This window comes from Streptomyces sp. NPDC052225, assembly GCF_040679615.1.
GTDB lineage: Bacteria > Actinomycetota > Actinomycetes > Streptomycetales > Streptomycetaceae > Streptomyces.
In genome coordinates, this window is sequence record NZ_JBFAVD010000040.1 from 1 (window position 1) to 14,393 (window position 14,393).

Below are 14,393 nucleotides of genomic sequence, written 5' to 3' on the forward strand. Positions count from 1 at the left end.
AGTTCCCCGCGCCCCTGAGGCATGCGCTGCGCGCAGCCTCCCCAGGGGCGCGGGGAACTGCGCGACCAGCCCCCACCGGTCCGCGGCCTTCCGCGAACCGATGTCCCACGGCGCCTAGAAGAAGGTCCGGACGTAGTCCACGACCGTGCCGTCCGCCTCGACCACCGGAATCAGCTGCCACTTGTCGAACGACGTGCACGGATGCGACAGGCCCATGCCGACCCAGTCGCCCACCTCGACCTCGGCCCCCGCCTCCAGGCGGAGCCACCCGTGCTGGTCGGAAAGGCCCGTCACCGAGATCCCCTCAGCCGGCCGCTCCCCGTCCGCGCCCCGCACCACCTGGGCCTCAGGAAGATCCAGGTCGTACGCCGCATCGCGCTTGCCCGCGTTCGTGAACGCCTGGTCCGGTGCCGGGCGCGAGACCACCTGCGCCCACAGCCGGAACGCCGGATGCAGCGCGCCCTCCTCCGGCACCCGGTTGAACGGCGTCAGATGCCGGTAGTGGCCGTCGTCGTGCGAGACGTACGCGCCGGACCGCAGCAACTTCCGTACGGGCAGCGACAGTTCAGGGATCTCGGCGAAGACGTCGGCCACCGCGTCGAACCACGCGGAGCCCCCCGCACTGACCACGATCTCGTCGAGCCCCGCGAAGCGCCCCGCCTTGTCGAAGTCGGCCGCCAGCGCGACGAGCCGGCGCAGCCAGGCCCGTACGCGCTCGGTGTCGGCCTGCGGGACCTCGCCCTCGTACCCGGCGACGCCCACGAGGCGGAGTGCCGGCGCCGACGCCACCGCGTCCGCGACGGCCCCGCACTCCTCCTCCGTGCGGACGCCGGTGCGCGCACCCTCGCCCGCGCCGAGTTCGACGACGACGTCGACCGGCCGGGAGGCGCCCGCGGCGGTCAGCGCCGCGTCCATCAACCGCGCGCCTCGTACGGAATCGACGTAACAGATGAACCGGAAGTCCGGGTGGGAGTCCAGTTCTTCCGCGAGCCAGCGCAGCGCCGCCGCATCCACCAGCTCGTTCGCGAGGAAGATCCGCTCGATGCCGAACTCCCTTGCCACGCGCACCTGGTGGGGGACCGCGAGGGTGATGCCCCACGCGCCGTGCTCGATCTGGCGCTGGAAGAGCTGCGGGGCCATGGACGTCTTGCCGTGCGGCGCGAAGTCCAGGCCGTGCCGGGCGGAGTACGTCTCCATGAGCGCGAGGTTGTGCTCCAGGCGCTCGGCGGAGAGCGCGAGGACGGGCGTGGTGAAGCCGTCCGTGAAGAGGTTCAGGCGGCGGGCCGCGAGTTCGGCGACCGTCAGTCCTTCGGCCTCGGGCGGCAGTCCCTTGAAGCGGAAGTCCACCCGCTCCCGCGCCAGGTCCTCAAGAGTCATGGAGCCTCCTCCAGGCCGACGGTTGCAGCATGTGCAACGGTCATTGCGTATGTCGCTTACTGCTGTCTAACATCCGAGCCGACGCCGGGTCAACGGAGCCGTTGACCCCCAGCCGCGAGGAGGACACCCCACCGTGACCAGCAGCGAACAGGCACCGACGGACGTCGTCGCACTCGGCGAGTCCATGGTCACGTTCCTGCCCGCCACGGCCGGCCGCCTCGCCGATGTGGCCTCCTTCGACCGCGGCATCGGCGGCGCCGAGTCCAACGTGGCCTGCGTCCTCGCCGCCGCCGGGCACCGCGCCCGCTGGGTCAGCCGGGTCGGCGCCGACGGGTTCGGCGACCACCTGGTGGAGGCGATCGGCGCGTACGGCGTCGACGTGAGCCACGTCCGCCGCGACCCCGCCCGCCCCACCGGCATCTACTTCCGCACCGCGGGGGACCGCGCCACCGACGCCCACGAGGTCGCCTACTACCGCGCCGGGTCCGCCGCCTCCGCCATGTCGGCCGCGAACACGGACCTCGACGCGCTGCGCTCAGGACGCGTCCTGCACCTGTCCGGCATCACCGCCGCCCTGTCGCCCGACTGCCTCGACCTGCTCCGTAGGGTGATGGGGACGGCCCCCGTCGTCTCCTTCGACGTCAACTTCCGGCCCGGCCTGTGGGCGGACCCGGCCGACGCGCGCGTCCTGCTCGACCTCGCCCGCAGCGCCGACCTCGTCTTCGTCGGCGAGGACGAGGCCGAGGAGGCGTTCGGGATCACCGGCGGCCCCGACGCGATCCGCGCCGCGCTTCCCGAGCCGGCCCTGCTCGTCGTGAAGCGGGGCGCCGAGGGGGCTGTCGCGTACGACGCCGAGGGCGGCCGGTACGAGGAGCCCGCCCCGCGCGTCGACGTCGTCGCCGCCGTCGGCGCGGGCGACGCCTTCGCCGCCGGGTTCCTCTCCGCCACCCTGCGCGCCCTGCCCGTCGCCGCCCGCCTGCGCCACGGCCACCTGTGGGCCGCGTCCACCCTCACCGTCCCCGGCGACCTCGCCGTGCCACCGAGCCGCGCCCACGCCGACCGCCTGGCCGCACTGGAGCCCGCCGCGTGGGAGACACTGCACCTCGGCCCCGGGTGGACTGCGACCGAACCCCTCCCGGAGAGGCCCGCCGAGGAGGTACGTACGCCATGAGCCAGACCGTCGACCGCGCGCTCAGCATCCTGCCGCTGCTCGCCGAGGGCCCTGCCGACCTGGGCCAGGTCGCCGACCGCCTCGGCGTCCACAAGTCCACCGCGCTGCGCCTGCTGCGCACCCTGCACGAGCACGGCCTGGTCTTCCGCCAGTCCGACCAGCGCTACCGGCTCGGCGCCCGCCTCTTCGCCCTCGCCCAGGAAGCCGTCGAGAACCTCGACGTCCGCGAGATCGCCCACCCCCACCTCGTCGAACTCAACGAGAAGGTCGGCCACACCGTCCATCTCGCCGTTTACGAGGAGGGCGAGGTCCTCTACATCGACAAGGTCGAGAGCCGCTACCCGGTGCGCATGTACTCGCGCATCGGCAAGCCCGTGGCCATCACGGTCGCCGCGGTCGCCAAGCTCCTCCTCGCCGACCTCACCGAACCCGAGCGCCGCGCCGTCGCGGAGAAGCTCGACTACCCCATGTACACGGCCCGTTCCACCCCCAACGCCCCCGCGTTCCTGCGGGAGTTGGCCACGGTGCGCGAACAGGGCTGGGCCACCGACCTCGGCGGCCACGAGGAGTCCATCAACTGCGTCGGCGCGCCCGTCCGGGGCGCCGACGGCCGGGTCGTCGCCGCCATGTCGGTCTCCGCGCCGAACGTCGTCGTCACCGCCGAGGAACTCCTCACCCTGCTCCCGCTGGTGCGCCGCACGGCGGAAGCCATCAGCAGGGACTACTCAGGTACCGGCACGGCAGCCGGTAACACCCCTACCAAGGAAGCCAGTTCAGACTCATGACCTCCAGCACCGAGAAGATCGCGCTCACCCCCGCCACGCACACCACGCCGCCCGCGAAGTTCTCGCACGGCGTCAAGAAGGGCAACATCCTCCAGGTCGCCGGCCAGGTCGGCTTCCTCCCGGCCGAGGAGGGCAAGGCGCCCACCCCGGCAGGCCCGACGCTGCGCGAGCAGACCCTCCAGACCTTCGCCAACGTCAAGGCGATCCTCGAAGAGGGCGGCGCCACCTGGGACGACGTCATGATGATGCGCGTCTACCTCACGGACGTCGACCACTTCGCCGAGATGAACGCCATCTACAACGAGTACTTCGAGGAGCAGGGCCTGAAGGCTCCCGCCTCCGCCCGCACGACGGTCTACGTCGGTCTCCCGGCGGGCCTGCTCATCGAGATCGACGCGCTCGCAGTCCTGAGCTGAGCGCGTTCTGCCTCTGGTTCCACCCGTACGTCGTCACGGTGCGGCGACCCCCTCGCAGTGGGGGTCGCCGTGCCGCGATCCCCCCTGCCCGAAAGCACCATGCACTTACGAGGTCAACGATGTCCCCGTTCGCTCCGCTCGCGTCCGCCGCCCCTGTGTCACCACCACCCCACACCGGCGGCATCCTCACGATCGTCGACGGCACCGCAGGTCTGCTGACCGTCGCGTTCCTCGGCATAGTCCTGCTGCTCTTCCTGATCATCAAGGCGCGCATACAGCCCTTCGTGGCGCTGCTCGCGGTCTCCATAGCCGTCGGCCTGGGCGCCGGGCTCTCGGTCACCGAACTCTTCGGCACCGTCCAGAAGTCCGACGCCGTCTCCACCATCGAGTCCGGCATGGGCGGCACCCTCGGACACGTCGCGATCATCATCGGCCTCGGCACCATGCTGGGCGCGGTCCTCGAAGTCTCCGGCGGCGCCGAGGTGCTGGCCTCCCGCCTCCTGAACCTCTTCGGCGAGAAGCGCGCGCCCCTCGCGATGGGCCTGACCGGCCTGATCTTCGGTATCCCGGTCTTCTTCGACGTCGGCATCTTCGTCCTCGCGCCGATCGTGTACGCGGCCGCCAAGCGCGGCGGCAAGTCGATCGTCCTCTACTGCATGCCGCTGCTCGCGGGTCTGTCGATGACCCACGCGTTCCTGCCTCCGCACCCGGGCCCGGTCGCCGCGGCAGGCCTGCTCAAGGTCGACCTGGGCTGGGTCATCCTCATGGGCATCGTCTGCGGCATCCCCGCCGTGCTCGCCGCCTGGGGCTGGGCCGCCTGGATCGGCAAGCGGATCTTCGTCCCCGTACCGCAGGACATGGTCGAGGCCGCCGACGAGGCCAAGGCCGCCCTTGAGGCGGAGCAGCGTGCCGCGGGGGTGACCCCCACCGAGAAGCCGGTCCCGCTCACCACCGTCTTCACGATCATCGGTACGCCCCTGATCCTGATCCTCCTCGCGACGTTCTCCTCGATCGCCTTCGACCCGTCCACGGGCCGCTCGGTCATCGAGTTCTTCGGCCACCCGTTCGTGGCGCTGACCATCGCGCTGCTGATGGCGTACTACCTGCTCGGCATCCGCCGCGGCTGGTCCCGCAAGTCCCTGGAGACGGTGTCGACGGCCTCGCTCAAGCCGGTCGGCAACATCCTCCTGGTGGTCGGTGCGGGCGGTGTCTTCGGTGCCGTCCTCAAGGCGAGCGGCATCGCGCAGGCCTTGTCGGACACCTTCAACGACGTGGGCCTCCCGGTGATCGTCCTGGCCTACCTGATCTCGCTCGTCCTGCGGGTCGCCCAGGGCTCGGCGACGGTCGCGATCGTCACCACGGCCGGCATCGTCGCACCGCTCCTGTCCGAGGGCGACTACTCGCAGGCCTTCACCGCCCTCGTCATCATGGCGATCTCGGCGGGCTCGATCTTCGCCTCGCACGTCAACGACGGCGGCTTCTGGATGGTGTCCAAGTACTTCGGCATCTCCGAGCGCGACACCCTGCGCACCTGGACCGTCCTCGAATCGGTGCTCTCCGTGGCCGGGTTCGCGGTCGCGGCGGTGGTCAGCCTGTTCGTCTAGCGGCGTCCTGTGCGCCGTCCTCTCGCGGGGCGGCGCACACCCGTCAGGCCACCGGGCGGCTATCCCCGTGCCGCCTCGGCCACGTCCCCCGCGTCGGCCCTCGCGAAGCCTTCGCGGCGGATCCGCTCGGTGCCCCAGGCGCCGAGCGCCCCGAGCGCCTGGTTGAGCGTGCGTCCCGGCTCGGTCAGGGAGTACTCCACGCGCGGCGGCACCTCGGCGTACACCTTCCGGTGCACGAGGCCGTCCTCCTCCATCTCGCGCAGGTGCTGGGTGAGCATCTTCTCGCTCACCCCGGGCAGCCCCCGCCGCAGTTCGGCGAAGCGGCGCACCCCATGGGCGTCGAGCTCCCAGAGGATCAGCCCTTTCCACTTGCCGCTGACCACGTCGAGCGCGGCGTCGATGCCGCAGATGTACGGCCCGTTCCTCGGTGCCCTGGCCATCCCCGCCCCCTTGCTGATGCGTCAGTACCGCTTACCAAAAGGTGAGTACCGCAGAAAACAGTGCGTACTTCCGAGATTAACGGCGCTCTCTGATCATCGAGGCATGAACGGACCTCGGCACCACACCACCAGCAACAGCCCCGCCGTCACCGTGATCGGGCTCGGCCCGATGGGCCGGGCGATGACCCGCACGCTCCTCGCCGCCGGACACCCCGTCACCGTCTGGAACCGCACCGCCGCCCGGGCGGACGACGTCGTCGCCGCCGGCGCGCGGCTCGCGCCGACACCCGGCGAGGCGGTCGAGGCCGGTGACCTCGTGATCCTCAGCCTCACCGACTACCGGGCGATGTACGACATCCTCGGCGCGGCCACGCCATCGCTGGCCGGCCGCACCCTGGTCAACCTGAGTTCGGACACCCCCGACCGGACGCGCGAGGCGGCGGCCTGGGCGGCGGAGCACGACGCCGCCTTCCTCACCGGCGGGGTCATGGTCCCGGCGCCGATGGTCGGCACCGACGCGGCCCACGTCTACTACAGCGGCCCCGAAGACGTGCTGGCGAACCACCGCACGACGCTGGCGCGGCTCGGCGCACCGAAGTACCTCGGCGCGGACCCGGGGCTGGCACAGATGATGTACCAGGCCCAACTCACCGTGTTCCTCACCACGTTGTCGTCCCTGATGCACGCCACGGCGATGCTCGGCAGCGCCGGGATGAAGGCGGCACGGGCGCTGCCGGAGCTGCTCGCCTCCGCCGACGCGATCGGCGCCATCCTGCGGGCCGGCGAGGAGACCCCCGGCGCCGCGCTCGATGCCGGAGAGCACCCCGGCGACCTCAGCACCGTCACCATGATGGGCGCGACGGCCGACCACATCGTCGACACCAGTACGGCGCTCGGCCTCGACCTCGCGCTCCCGCTGGCCGTGCAGGCCCACTACCGGCGCGCCATCGAGGACGGGCACGGCGGCGACAACTGGACCCGCATCGTCGACGGCATCCGCGAACCCCGCTGACCAGCGCAGAGCATCTGTGGCATGGTGCCCGCGGCGACGGCACGGGGCTGGCACAGGGCTGACACGGGGGACTGGGTGCGCCCACACGGCGCGGCACCGGCAGCGCCACGACCGGGGCCACGGCGGCGCCCCTCTCCAAGGGCGCCCTCGCGATCGGCGCCGCCGCCGGACCCTGCCGACCGCTTCGTGACCAAGGTGTGAGAGCCCGGGGGAGGCGCCGCACAGGCTCGTCCGCCATACTTCGGCCCGTGGAGCAGCGTATGGAGAGTCAGAAGGTCACGCCCGTCACCGGTGCCGGTTTCGACCCGGCGTACGTCCCCGGCCTGACGTCTCCCGGACCGGAGGCGCCCGTCGAGGACACGGTCACGGAGCCCGTCGACGAGGTGGCGAAGGAGGTGACGCCGCCGGAGACGGAGAAGGAGTCCGCGCAGAAGCCCGTACTCGAACCCGTACTCGAACCCGTACTCGACAAGGAGTCGACGCCGAAGCCGAAGGAAAAGGCAGCAGCCGACGCCGAGGTCGACGGGCCGGTCCTCGAGGCCAAGGACCGCCGGGGCTCCATCACCGTCGACCACACCGGCGTCCGCTTCACGCTGGACGACCAGGAGGCCGACTTCACCTGGGACGAGATCAGCGCGGTCGAGGTCGGCACGGCGCGCAAGCGCCTGATCGTGACGGTCCACACGCCCAACAGCCGCTGGTACCCGAACGACGTCGAGGCCCCCGACAAGGCCCGCCTCAAGGAGTGGTCCGAGACCCTCGACAAGGCGCTGGACGCCTACTTCGAGGACTGAGTTCGCGCAGGCCCCCTTGCCAGACGGGCCGCTTTACGCACCCTTGGTGTTCATGGCGGACACCACGGGCACCTCAGTAACCACCGAACCCGACCGACCCCGCAAGTCCAGCTGGAAGTACATCGGCCCCGGCATCGTCGTCGCCGCGACGGGTGTCGGGGCGGGCGACCTCGTCGCGACACTGATCGCCGGCAGCAACTTCGGCTACACCCTGCTGTGGGCCGCGGTCATCGGCTGCGTCGTCAAGATCAGCCTGGCGGAGGCGGCGGGCCGCTGGCACCTGGCCACCGGCCGCACCCTCTTCGACGGCTGGGCGAGCCTCGGCCGCTGGACGACGTACTTCTTCGTCGTCTACGTGGTGATCTGGGGCTTCGTCTACGGCGCTGCCGCGATGTCGTCGAGCGCGCTGCCGCTCCAGGCGCTGTGGCCCGACGTCTTCCCGGCCGACTGGTCGATCAAGCCGTGGGCGATCATCTGCGGCATCGTCGGCCTCGTCTTCGTCTGGTTCAACAAGTACGCGGTCTTCGAGAAGGTCATGACGGTCCTCGTCGGCGTCATGTTCCTGGTGACCGTCTACCTCGCGATCCGGGTCACCCCGAACCTCGGCGACGCCTTCGCGGGACTGCTGCCCGTCCTGCCCGACGAGAAGGACTCGATCCTCAACACGCTCGGCCTGATCGGCGGCGTCGGCGGCACCATCACCCTTGCCGCGTACGGGTATTGGGTCAACGCCAAGGGCTGGACCAACGCCTCCTGGATGAAGGTGATGCGGCTCGACAACCGGGTCGCGTACATCACCACCGGCGTCTTCGTCGTCGCGATGCTCTTCGTCGGCGCCGAACTGCTCCACGCCTCGCACACGTCGATCGCCGCCGGTGACAAGGGACTTGTCGACCTCTCCGCGATCCTCGCGGACGAGTACGGCACGGCGACCGCCAAACTGTTCCTGGTCGGCTTCTTCGCCACGTCCTTCACCTCCCTCATCGGTGTCTGGCACGGCGTGAGCCTGATGTTCGCCGACTTCGTCGAGCGCTACCGCGCCGCGCGCGTCACGGGCGAGGAGGTGGCGCGCGGCGAGCGCGAGAAGGGCTGGCCGTTCCGGGCGTACCTGCTCTGGCTGACGTTCCCGCCGATCATTTTGCTCTTCCAGGGCCAGCCGTTCCGCCTCGTGATCCTCTACGGGGTTCTCGGCGCGGCCTTCATGCCGTTCCTGGCGCTGACCCTGGTCTGGCTGCTCAACTCGTCGCGGACTCCAGCCAGTTGGCGCAACGGCTGGCTGAGCAACGGCATGCTCACCGTCGCCGGCCTGCTCTTCGTGGTCCTGTGCGTGAAGCAGATCTGGGACCAGCCCTGGTCGGAGTTCTTCTAGGTTCTTCCAGGTTTTTCCAGGGTCTTCTAGGCGGCCTTGGTGGCGGCGGCGACGGCGCGGGCCCGCGCGACCTCCGGGTAGCGCACCGTGAACAGGGTCGGTACGACGATGCAGGCCACGGTGAAGCCCGTGCGCAGGCCGCTGTCGTCCGGCAGCGAGTGGTGCAGCCAGACCGAACCCGCGCCCTCGACGGTGAACGCCGCCGCCCACACCATGGTGATCACGGTGTTGATCCGCCGGAAGACCGGGCTGTCCCAGTGCTCACGCTCCACCTGCATCCGCGCGATCCCCAGCGTGAACGGCCGCCGTGCCGCCAGCGAGACCCAGGCCACGGCGGCCAGCCACAGCGAGGCGCCGGCCGCCGCGTACCGCTCCAGGAACGCGGTGTCGGACACGGCGAACGCGGCGCCCGCGCACGCCCCGAAGTACACGGCGGCGCACACTTCGATGATCAGCGCGTCCCATCCCCACCCGGCCCGCCGCTGACCCACGGCCAGCGCGACCGCCAGGACCAGGCCGACGGTCAGCGCGTACCGGACGTCGATGACGCCGATCAGCACGCTGACAGCGATCCACGGGAAGAAGTTCCGTACGTAAGCCATGATCCTGATCCCCCTGCGTCGGTGTTCCTGGAAGCCGTTCCCGGCAGTCATTCCTGAACTGACATGTCAAAGTTAGAAGGTCGCATCTCGACATGTCAATAGTGGAACGTCAGGGGTACGGTGGTCCCATGAGCCTTCGACACGCACTCCTCGGTCTCCTCGCGGGCGGCCCGGCGAGCGGTTACGACCTGCTGGGCACGTTCCGCACCACCCTGGCGAACGTCTGGCCCGCCAACCAGAGCCAGATCTATACCGAGTTGACCAAGCTCGACGCCGCCGCCCTGATCCGCGTCGCGGCCGAGGGCCCGCGCGGCCGCAAGACGTACGAGATCACCGACGAGGGCCGCACCGAACTGCGCCACTGGCTCCTGGAGACCACCCCGTCCGGCTACCGACGCAACGACGTCCTGCTGCGGGTCTTCCTGCTCGGCGCCGTGGAGTGGCACGAGGCCCGCGCCTTCCTGCGCGAGCGCGGCGAGGTGATGACCGCACGCCTGGCCGGCCTGCGGGAACTGGACGCCGCGATGGACTGGGGCGACGACCCGCTCTCCGTCTACGGGCGGCTGACCCTGGAGTGGGGCAAGCGGTTCGCGGCGATGCAGGCCGAGTGGAGCGAGTGGGCCGAGAAGGAGATCGCGGGCGCGCAGGCCGCGGCGGGGGAGCAGGGCACCCGGCCGGACGCCGGTCCTGGCACCGATGCTTCCGCGCCAACTCGGGCCGGCGCCCCGCCCATCGCCCCGTGAACAGTGCGAAGTTGGGTGTTGCCGGGCGCTCGCGTGGATATGGTGCTCAGGCAGAAGGGCCGCGGCGTCCAGATGTCGCGGTGACCGTACGTGCACAGAGCGACCGGGGGGTTCACGCGTGCCGACCGCCATAGCCGTGACCGACCCCGATCTGGTCCTGACCTCGCCCGACCGGCACACCCCGAGCGCCGCCGTGCTGCCCGTGGCCGATGCGCCGGACGCGTATCCGCTGGACCGCGCGATCGTCGACGTACACACGCTGATCGAACAGCACGGCTATGTGATCGCCCTCTGCCCGCAGTCCGTGCCGGACGCGGTCGTGCACCGGCTGCATTCCGTACGTTCCATGCTCGAAAGCGACCGAATAGCGATCCTGCGGCCCGAACTCCCGCCGCTCGGACTCGCCGTCCTGGCGCTGCAATTGCGCCAGTTGTCGGTCTGCGACTTTAGCCCCGGCGTCCTCGCCTCCGCCGCCCGGCTGCTCGCCCACTACATCTACGCGGGCGCCCTCGTCGGCTCCGTCGCCAAGCTCGACCGGGTCCCCGTGTCGCTGCGCGCGCACGCCAAGTCGTGGTCGCCGGGCGCGCAGTTCGCCGTCCTCGCCTCGCCGCAGCCGCAGGTCCTGCGGATCACCGGCGACGAGACGCCCGGCGGGCCCGCCTTCGGCACGCGGATGTTCTACGCCGCGGGCCAGCAGTCCACCGCCTGGGTCACCGAGGTCCTCGCCCCGGCCTGGCGGGTGCAGGGGGTCACCGAGGCGCGGCTGCCCGCCGAGTCGCCGCGCTGGTGGGCCACCGGCAAGGGCACGAGCGCGGGCCGCATCGCCGAGTTCGCCGCCGCTATCCCCGACATCTCCGTGCTCTACCAGCTCGTCTCGTCCGTACGGCGCGAGGAGTGCCGCTGGTGCGGGCTCGAACTCCTCGGCGACCGCTGCGGGTTCTGCAACGCACCGCTGGCCGCCGAGGCCCCACCCGACCGCCTGCCCGGCGGCCGCGCCGCCCTGACCCCGGCCGTCGGAGCGGGCCGCGCGGCCCTGCCCCGGGCCCCGCAGTGACCCCGTCCGCCGCACCTCCCGACTCTCCCGTCCGCCTATCAACGAGGTTGTCCGGTCCATGAATTCACGTCAGCGTCGCGGCGTCATCCTCCTGGTCGTCTCGGCCCTGTGCGCCGTGGGCGCGTTCGCGGGCGTCCTGTCGGTCATCAGGGACGTGCAGTCCAAGGTGGGCCCGGAGAAGACCGCGTACCGCCTGAGGACGGACATCGCGCCGTACAAGGAGCTGACGCGGGACCAGTTCGAGAAGGTCGAGATGCCCGAGCGGTGGATGTCGACCACCACCGTGCGCGACCTGAGCGCCATCCGCGGGAAGATCGCCGTCACGCAGCTCAAGAAGGGCTCGCTGCTCCAGAGCGACATGATCGTCGAGCGGCCCGAACTCAAGGCGGGGCAGCAGGAGATCGCCATCATGATCGACGCGGAGACGGGCGTCGCCGGGAAGATCGACCCGGGCTCGAAGGTGAACATCTACGCCACCTTCAAGGCCGAGAACGACAAGCAGAAGGACCAGTCCAAGGTCATCGTGGAGAACGCCGAGGTCATCGACGTCGGCAAGCTCACCCCGATCGACGAGCAGGGCGGCAACGACCGCGGCTCGGTGCGCCGCCAGGGCGAGGCCGTGCCGATCACGTTCGCCCTGGGCGCCGCGGATGCCCAACGGGTCGCGTACGCCGAGTCGTTCGCCTCCCACGTACGCCTCGCCCTGGTGGCGCCGGGTGACCACGGGACGATCGCACCCGGCGACCGCTCGTACACCTTGGACGAGGACAAGTGATGGCCGCGAATCAAGCCCGCCCGGCTGTCCCAGCCCCTCCGGCGTTTGAGGAGCGGGGTCCGGGGCAGAGCCCCGCAACCTGTGCGCATGCGCCCCTGAAGGGAGTACGCCGATGACCACAAGGATCCTCCCCGCCGTATCCGAGCCGGAGGCTGCCCGCGCCCTGGTCACCCTGCTCTCCCAGCTGCCCGACACCGAACCCGCCCCACCGGTCACCGACTCCACATCGCTCCTGGACACCTTGGCCCGCCTCGCCGCCGAGTCCCTCGACGAGCTCCCCGAGGTCGTCCTCGTCCACGAACGCATCGGCCCCATACCGGCGTTGGACCTGATCCGCGACCTCGTCCTGCGCTTCCCAGCGGTCGGCGTCGTCCTCGTCACGGCCGACACCAGCCCGGCCCTGCTCACCGCCGCGATGGACAGCGGCGCGCGCGGCATCGTCGCGTTCCCGCTCGGCTACGACGCCCTCGCGGAGCGCGTGCACGCCGCCGCGTCCTGGTCGTCGGGGATGCGCCGCCACCTGGCGGGAACGGCGGGCGCGGAGCTGCTTCCGGCGGTCGGCGGCGGCCACGTCGTGGCGGTGACGGGAGCGAAGGGCGGTGTGGGCACGACACTCTGCGCGGTCCAACTCGCTCTGGCAGCGCGGGCGTCGGGACGGTCCGTGGCCCTGCTCGACCTGGACCTCCAGTCCGGCGACGTGGCCTCGTACCTGGACGTCCAGTTCCGCCGCTCGGTCGCCGACCTCGCCGCGATCCGCGACATCACACCACGCGTCCTCCAGGACGCCGTCTTCACCCACGAGACCGGCATGGACCTCCTGCTCGCCCCCGCCGAGGGCGAGCGCGGCGAGGAAATCACCGACCGCGTGGCCCGCCAGGTCATCCAGTCCCTGCGCGCCCGCTACGAGGTCGTGGTCGTCGACTGCGGTACGCAGATGGGCGCGGCCAACGCAGCAGCGGTCGAACTCGCCGACCAGGCGGCCCTGTTGGTCACTCCGGACGTCGTCGCGGTCCGCGCGGCCAAGCGCATGGTCCGCCTCTGGGACCGCCTCCAGATCCGCAAGGCCGAGGAGACCCTCACGGTCGTCAACCGGCACGCCCGCTCGGCCGAGATCCAGCCGTCCCTCGTCGAGAAGGTCACCGGCACGAAGACGGCGGGCACCTCGATCCCGGCCGCGTACAAGGAACTCCAGGCCGCGGTCGACGCGGGCCGCATGCAGGACCTCGACAACCGCTCGACGGTCAAACAGGCCCTGTGGACCCTGGCCGCCGAACTGGGCCTGGTGGCGCCCCCCGCCCCCGAGACCGGCCGCCGGGCCCGCCGCCGCGGCGACAAGGGCGCCGTCACCCTCGAATTCGCGGCGATGTTCCCCCTGGTCCTCGTCGTCCTGGCGCTGATGTGGCAGTGCGTCCTGTACGGCTACACGTACTCCCTGGCCGGGAACGCGGCGGACGAGGCGGCGCGGGCGGCGGTGTCGGCGGCCGCCGGCAACGGGGACGCGCAGGGCGCCTGCACGACAGCGGGCAGGTCCCACCTCCCGTCGGCCTGGCAGGGGGCGCAGATCGGCTGCACGGACACCGGGGTCGTCACCAAGGCCACGGTCGAGGTCAAGGTCCCCCTGTTCTTCCCGGGGGTGAACCCGGGCTGGACCGTCACGGGCGAAGCGGGAGCGGCGACGGAGGCGGACCGGTGACACGGCTCGGGCCACGGGGCTCCGCCCCGGCCCCCGCTGCTCAATCGCCGCAGGGGCTTGAATTGCCGACCCGCGGCGTCCACATTGGCACGCCAGAACTCGCCGGGGAAGATCAGCCCCGCCAGGGGCGCGGGGAACTGCGCGACCAGCCACGGCGAAAGCCGCACCCGCGAACCGAACCCCACCCCCCAACGGCGAAAAGGCGCCCCCAGGGCGACCAGGGCGTCTCCATGCTGGAGTTCGCCGGCTTCCTTCCCTTCCTCCTCATCATCGGCATGGCCGCAATCCAACTGGGCCTCGTCGGCTACGGCGCGAACCAGGCCGGCAGCGCAGCCCGAGCCGCGGCACGGGCAGAATCCCTCACCCCCGGCACAGGCCAAGCCGCAGCAACCGCCTCCACCAGCACCTGGCTCGACCCAGCGGCAGCGATCGGCACGGGAGACACGGTCACCGCAGAAGTCACGGTCCACGTCCCCGCGATCATCCCCCTCTTCGACGGCTGGGACATCCACCGCACGGCGACGATGCCCAACGACAAGACAGACGACGGGAGTTGAC

Annotated in this window: 15 protein-coding genes; 12 read left to right on the forward strand and 3 right to left on the reverse strand. The window is 71.1% G+C overall.

The window, feature by feature from the left end; translation table 11 throughout:
- Positions 1-114: 114 nt before the first annotated feature.
- Positions 115-1,377 carry an amino acid deaminase gene (locus AB0L37_RS35430; protein WP_365515206.1) on the reverse strand — a complete coding sequence of 421 codons (1,263 nt, stop codon included), beginning with the start codon at positions 1,375-1,377 and terminating at the stop codon, positions 115-117.
- Positions 1,378-1,510: 133 nt separating this feature from the next.
- On the opposite strand from AB0L37_RS35430, the gene AB0L37_RS35435 reads away from it, so the two are divergent.
- The 4 genes from AB0L37_RS35435 to AB0L37_RS35450 all read left to right on the forward strand — a co-directional run bounded on the left by AB0L37_RS35435 (position 1,511) and on the right by AB0L37_RS35450 (position 5,353).
- On the forward strand, positions 1,511-2,548 hold the full coding sequence (locus tag AB0L37_RS35435) for a sugar kinase (protein ID WP_365515209.1): 1,038 nt from the start codon (positions 1,511-1,513) through the stop codon (positions 2,546-2,548).
- Positions 2,545-3,333, forward strand: coding sequence for an IclR family transcriptional regulator (locus AB0L37_RS35440; protein ID WP_365515212.1), 789 nt, complete (start codon positions 2,545-2,547; stop codon positions 3,331-3,333). Before AB0L37_RS35435 ends, AB0L37_RS35440 begins: the two co-directional genes overlap by 4 nt.
- Positions 3,330-3,749, forward strand: a complete 420-nt coding sequence (locus tag AB0L37_RS35445) for a RidA family protein (RefSeq protein ID WP_365515215.1) — start codon at positions 3,330-3,332, stop codon at positions 3,747-3,749. Before AB0L37_RS35440 ends, AB0L37_RS35445 begins: the two co-directional genes overlap by 4 nt.
- Positions 3,750-3,868: 119 nt before the next feature.
- Positions 3,869-5,353 (forward strand): gluconate:H+ symporter, encoded by a 1,485-nt coding sequence (locus tag AB0L37_RS35450; protein ID WP_365515217.1) that lies wholly within the window; start codon positions 3,869-3,871, stop codon positions 5,351-5,353.
- Between the two features lie 59 nt (positions 5,354-5,412).
- On the opposite strand, the gene AB0L37_RS35455 is transcribed toward AB0L37_RS35450, so the two are convergent.
- On the reverse strand, positions 5,413-5,793 hold the full coding sequence (locus tag AB0L37_RS35455) for a helix-turn-helix domain-containing protein (RefSeq protein ID WP_365515220.1): 381 nt from the start codon (positions 5,791-5,793) through the stop codon (positions 5,413-5,415).
- Positions 5,794-5,896: 103 nt separating this feature from the next.
- Here AB0L37_RS35455 and AB0L37_RS35460 point away from each other — a divergent pair, with 103 nt between their 5' ends.
- The 3 genes from AB0L37_RS35460 to AB0L37_RS35470 all read left to right on the forward strand — a co-directional run bounded on the left by AB0L37_RS35460 (position 5,897) and on the right by AB0L37_RS35470 (position 8,968).
- Complete coding sequence (locus tag AB0L37_RS35460) at positions 5,897-6,805, forward strand: NAD(P)-binding domain-containing protein (protein WP_365515222.1); 909 nt, start codon at positions 5,897-5,899, stop codon at positions 6,803-6,805.
- A gap of 260 nt (positions 6,806-7,065) precedes the next feature.
- On the forward strand, positions 7,066-7,599 hold the full coding sequence (locus tag AB0L37_RS35465) for a hypothetical protein (RefSeq protein WP_365515225.1): 534 nt from the start codon (positions 7,066-7,068) through the stop codon (positions 7,597-7,599).
- 52 nt (positions 7,600-7,651) lie between these two features.
- Complete coding sequence (locus AB0L37_RS35470; RefSeq protein WP_365515228.1) at positions 7,652-8,968, forward strand: Nramp family divalent metal transporter; 1,317 nt, start codon at positions 7,652-7,654, stop codon at positions 8,966-8,968.
- 26 nt (positions 8,969-8,994) lie between these two features.
- Here the strand turns inward: AB0L37_RS35470 and AB0L37_RS35475 are convergent, their stop codons facing one another.
- Positions 8,995-9,570, reverse strand: a complete 576-nt coding sequence (locus tag AB0L37_RS35475) for a hypothetical protein (RefSeq protein ID WP_365515231.1) — start codon at positions 9,568-9,570, stop codon at positions 8,995-8,997.
- A 128-nt stretch (positions 9,571-9,698) separates the two neighbouring features.
- Here AB0L37_RS35475 and AB0L37_RS35480 point away from each other — a divergent pair, with 128 nt between their 5' ends.
- From AB0L37_RS35480 to AB0L37_RS35500, 5 genes are all read left to right on the forward strand, one after another.
- Positions 9,699-10,313, forward strand: coding sequence for a PadR family transcriptional regulator (locus tag AB0L37_RS35480; RefSeq protein WP_365515234.1), 615 nt, complete (start codon positions 9,699-9,701; stop codon positions 10,311-10,313).
- A 118-nt stretch (positions 10,314-10,431) separates the two neighbouring features.
- On the forward strand, positions 10,432-11,367 hold the full coding sequence (locus AB0L37_RS35485) for a hypothetical protein (protein WP_365515237.1): 936 nt from the start codon (positions 10,432-10,434) through the stop codon (positions 11,365-11,367).
- Positions 11,368-11,425: 58 nt separating this feature from the next.
- On the forward strand, positions 11,426-12,142 hold the full coding sequence (gene cpaB, locus AB0L37_RS35490; RefSeq protein WP_365515240.1) for a Flp pilus assembly protein CpaB: 717 nt from the start codon (positions 11,426-11,428) through the stop codon (positions 12,140-12,142).
- Positions 12,143-12,254: 112 nt separating this feature from the next.
- On the forward strand, positions 12,255-13,835 hold the full coding sequence (locus AB0L37_RS35495; RefSeq protein WP_365515243.1) for an AAA family ATPase: 1,581 nt from the start codon (positions 12,255-12,257) through the stop codon (positions 13,833-13,835).
- 230 nt (positions 13,836-14,065) lie between these two features.
- Complete coding sequence (locus AB0L37_RS35500; protein WP_365515246.1) at positions 14,066-14,392, forward strand: TadE/TadG family type IV pilus assembly protein; 327 nt, start codon at positions 14,066-14,068, stop codon at positions 14,390-14,392.
- Position 14,393: the final 1 nt, after the last annotated feature.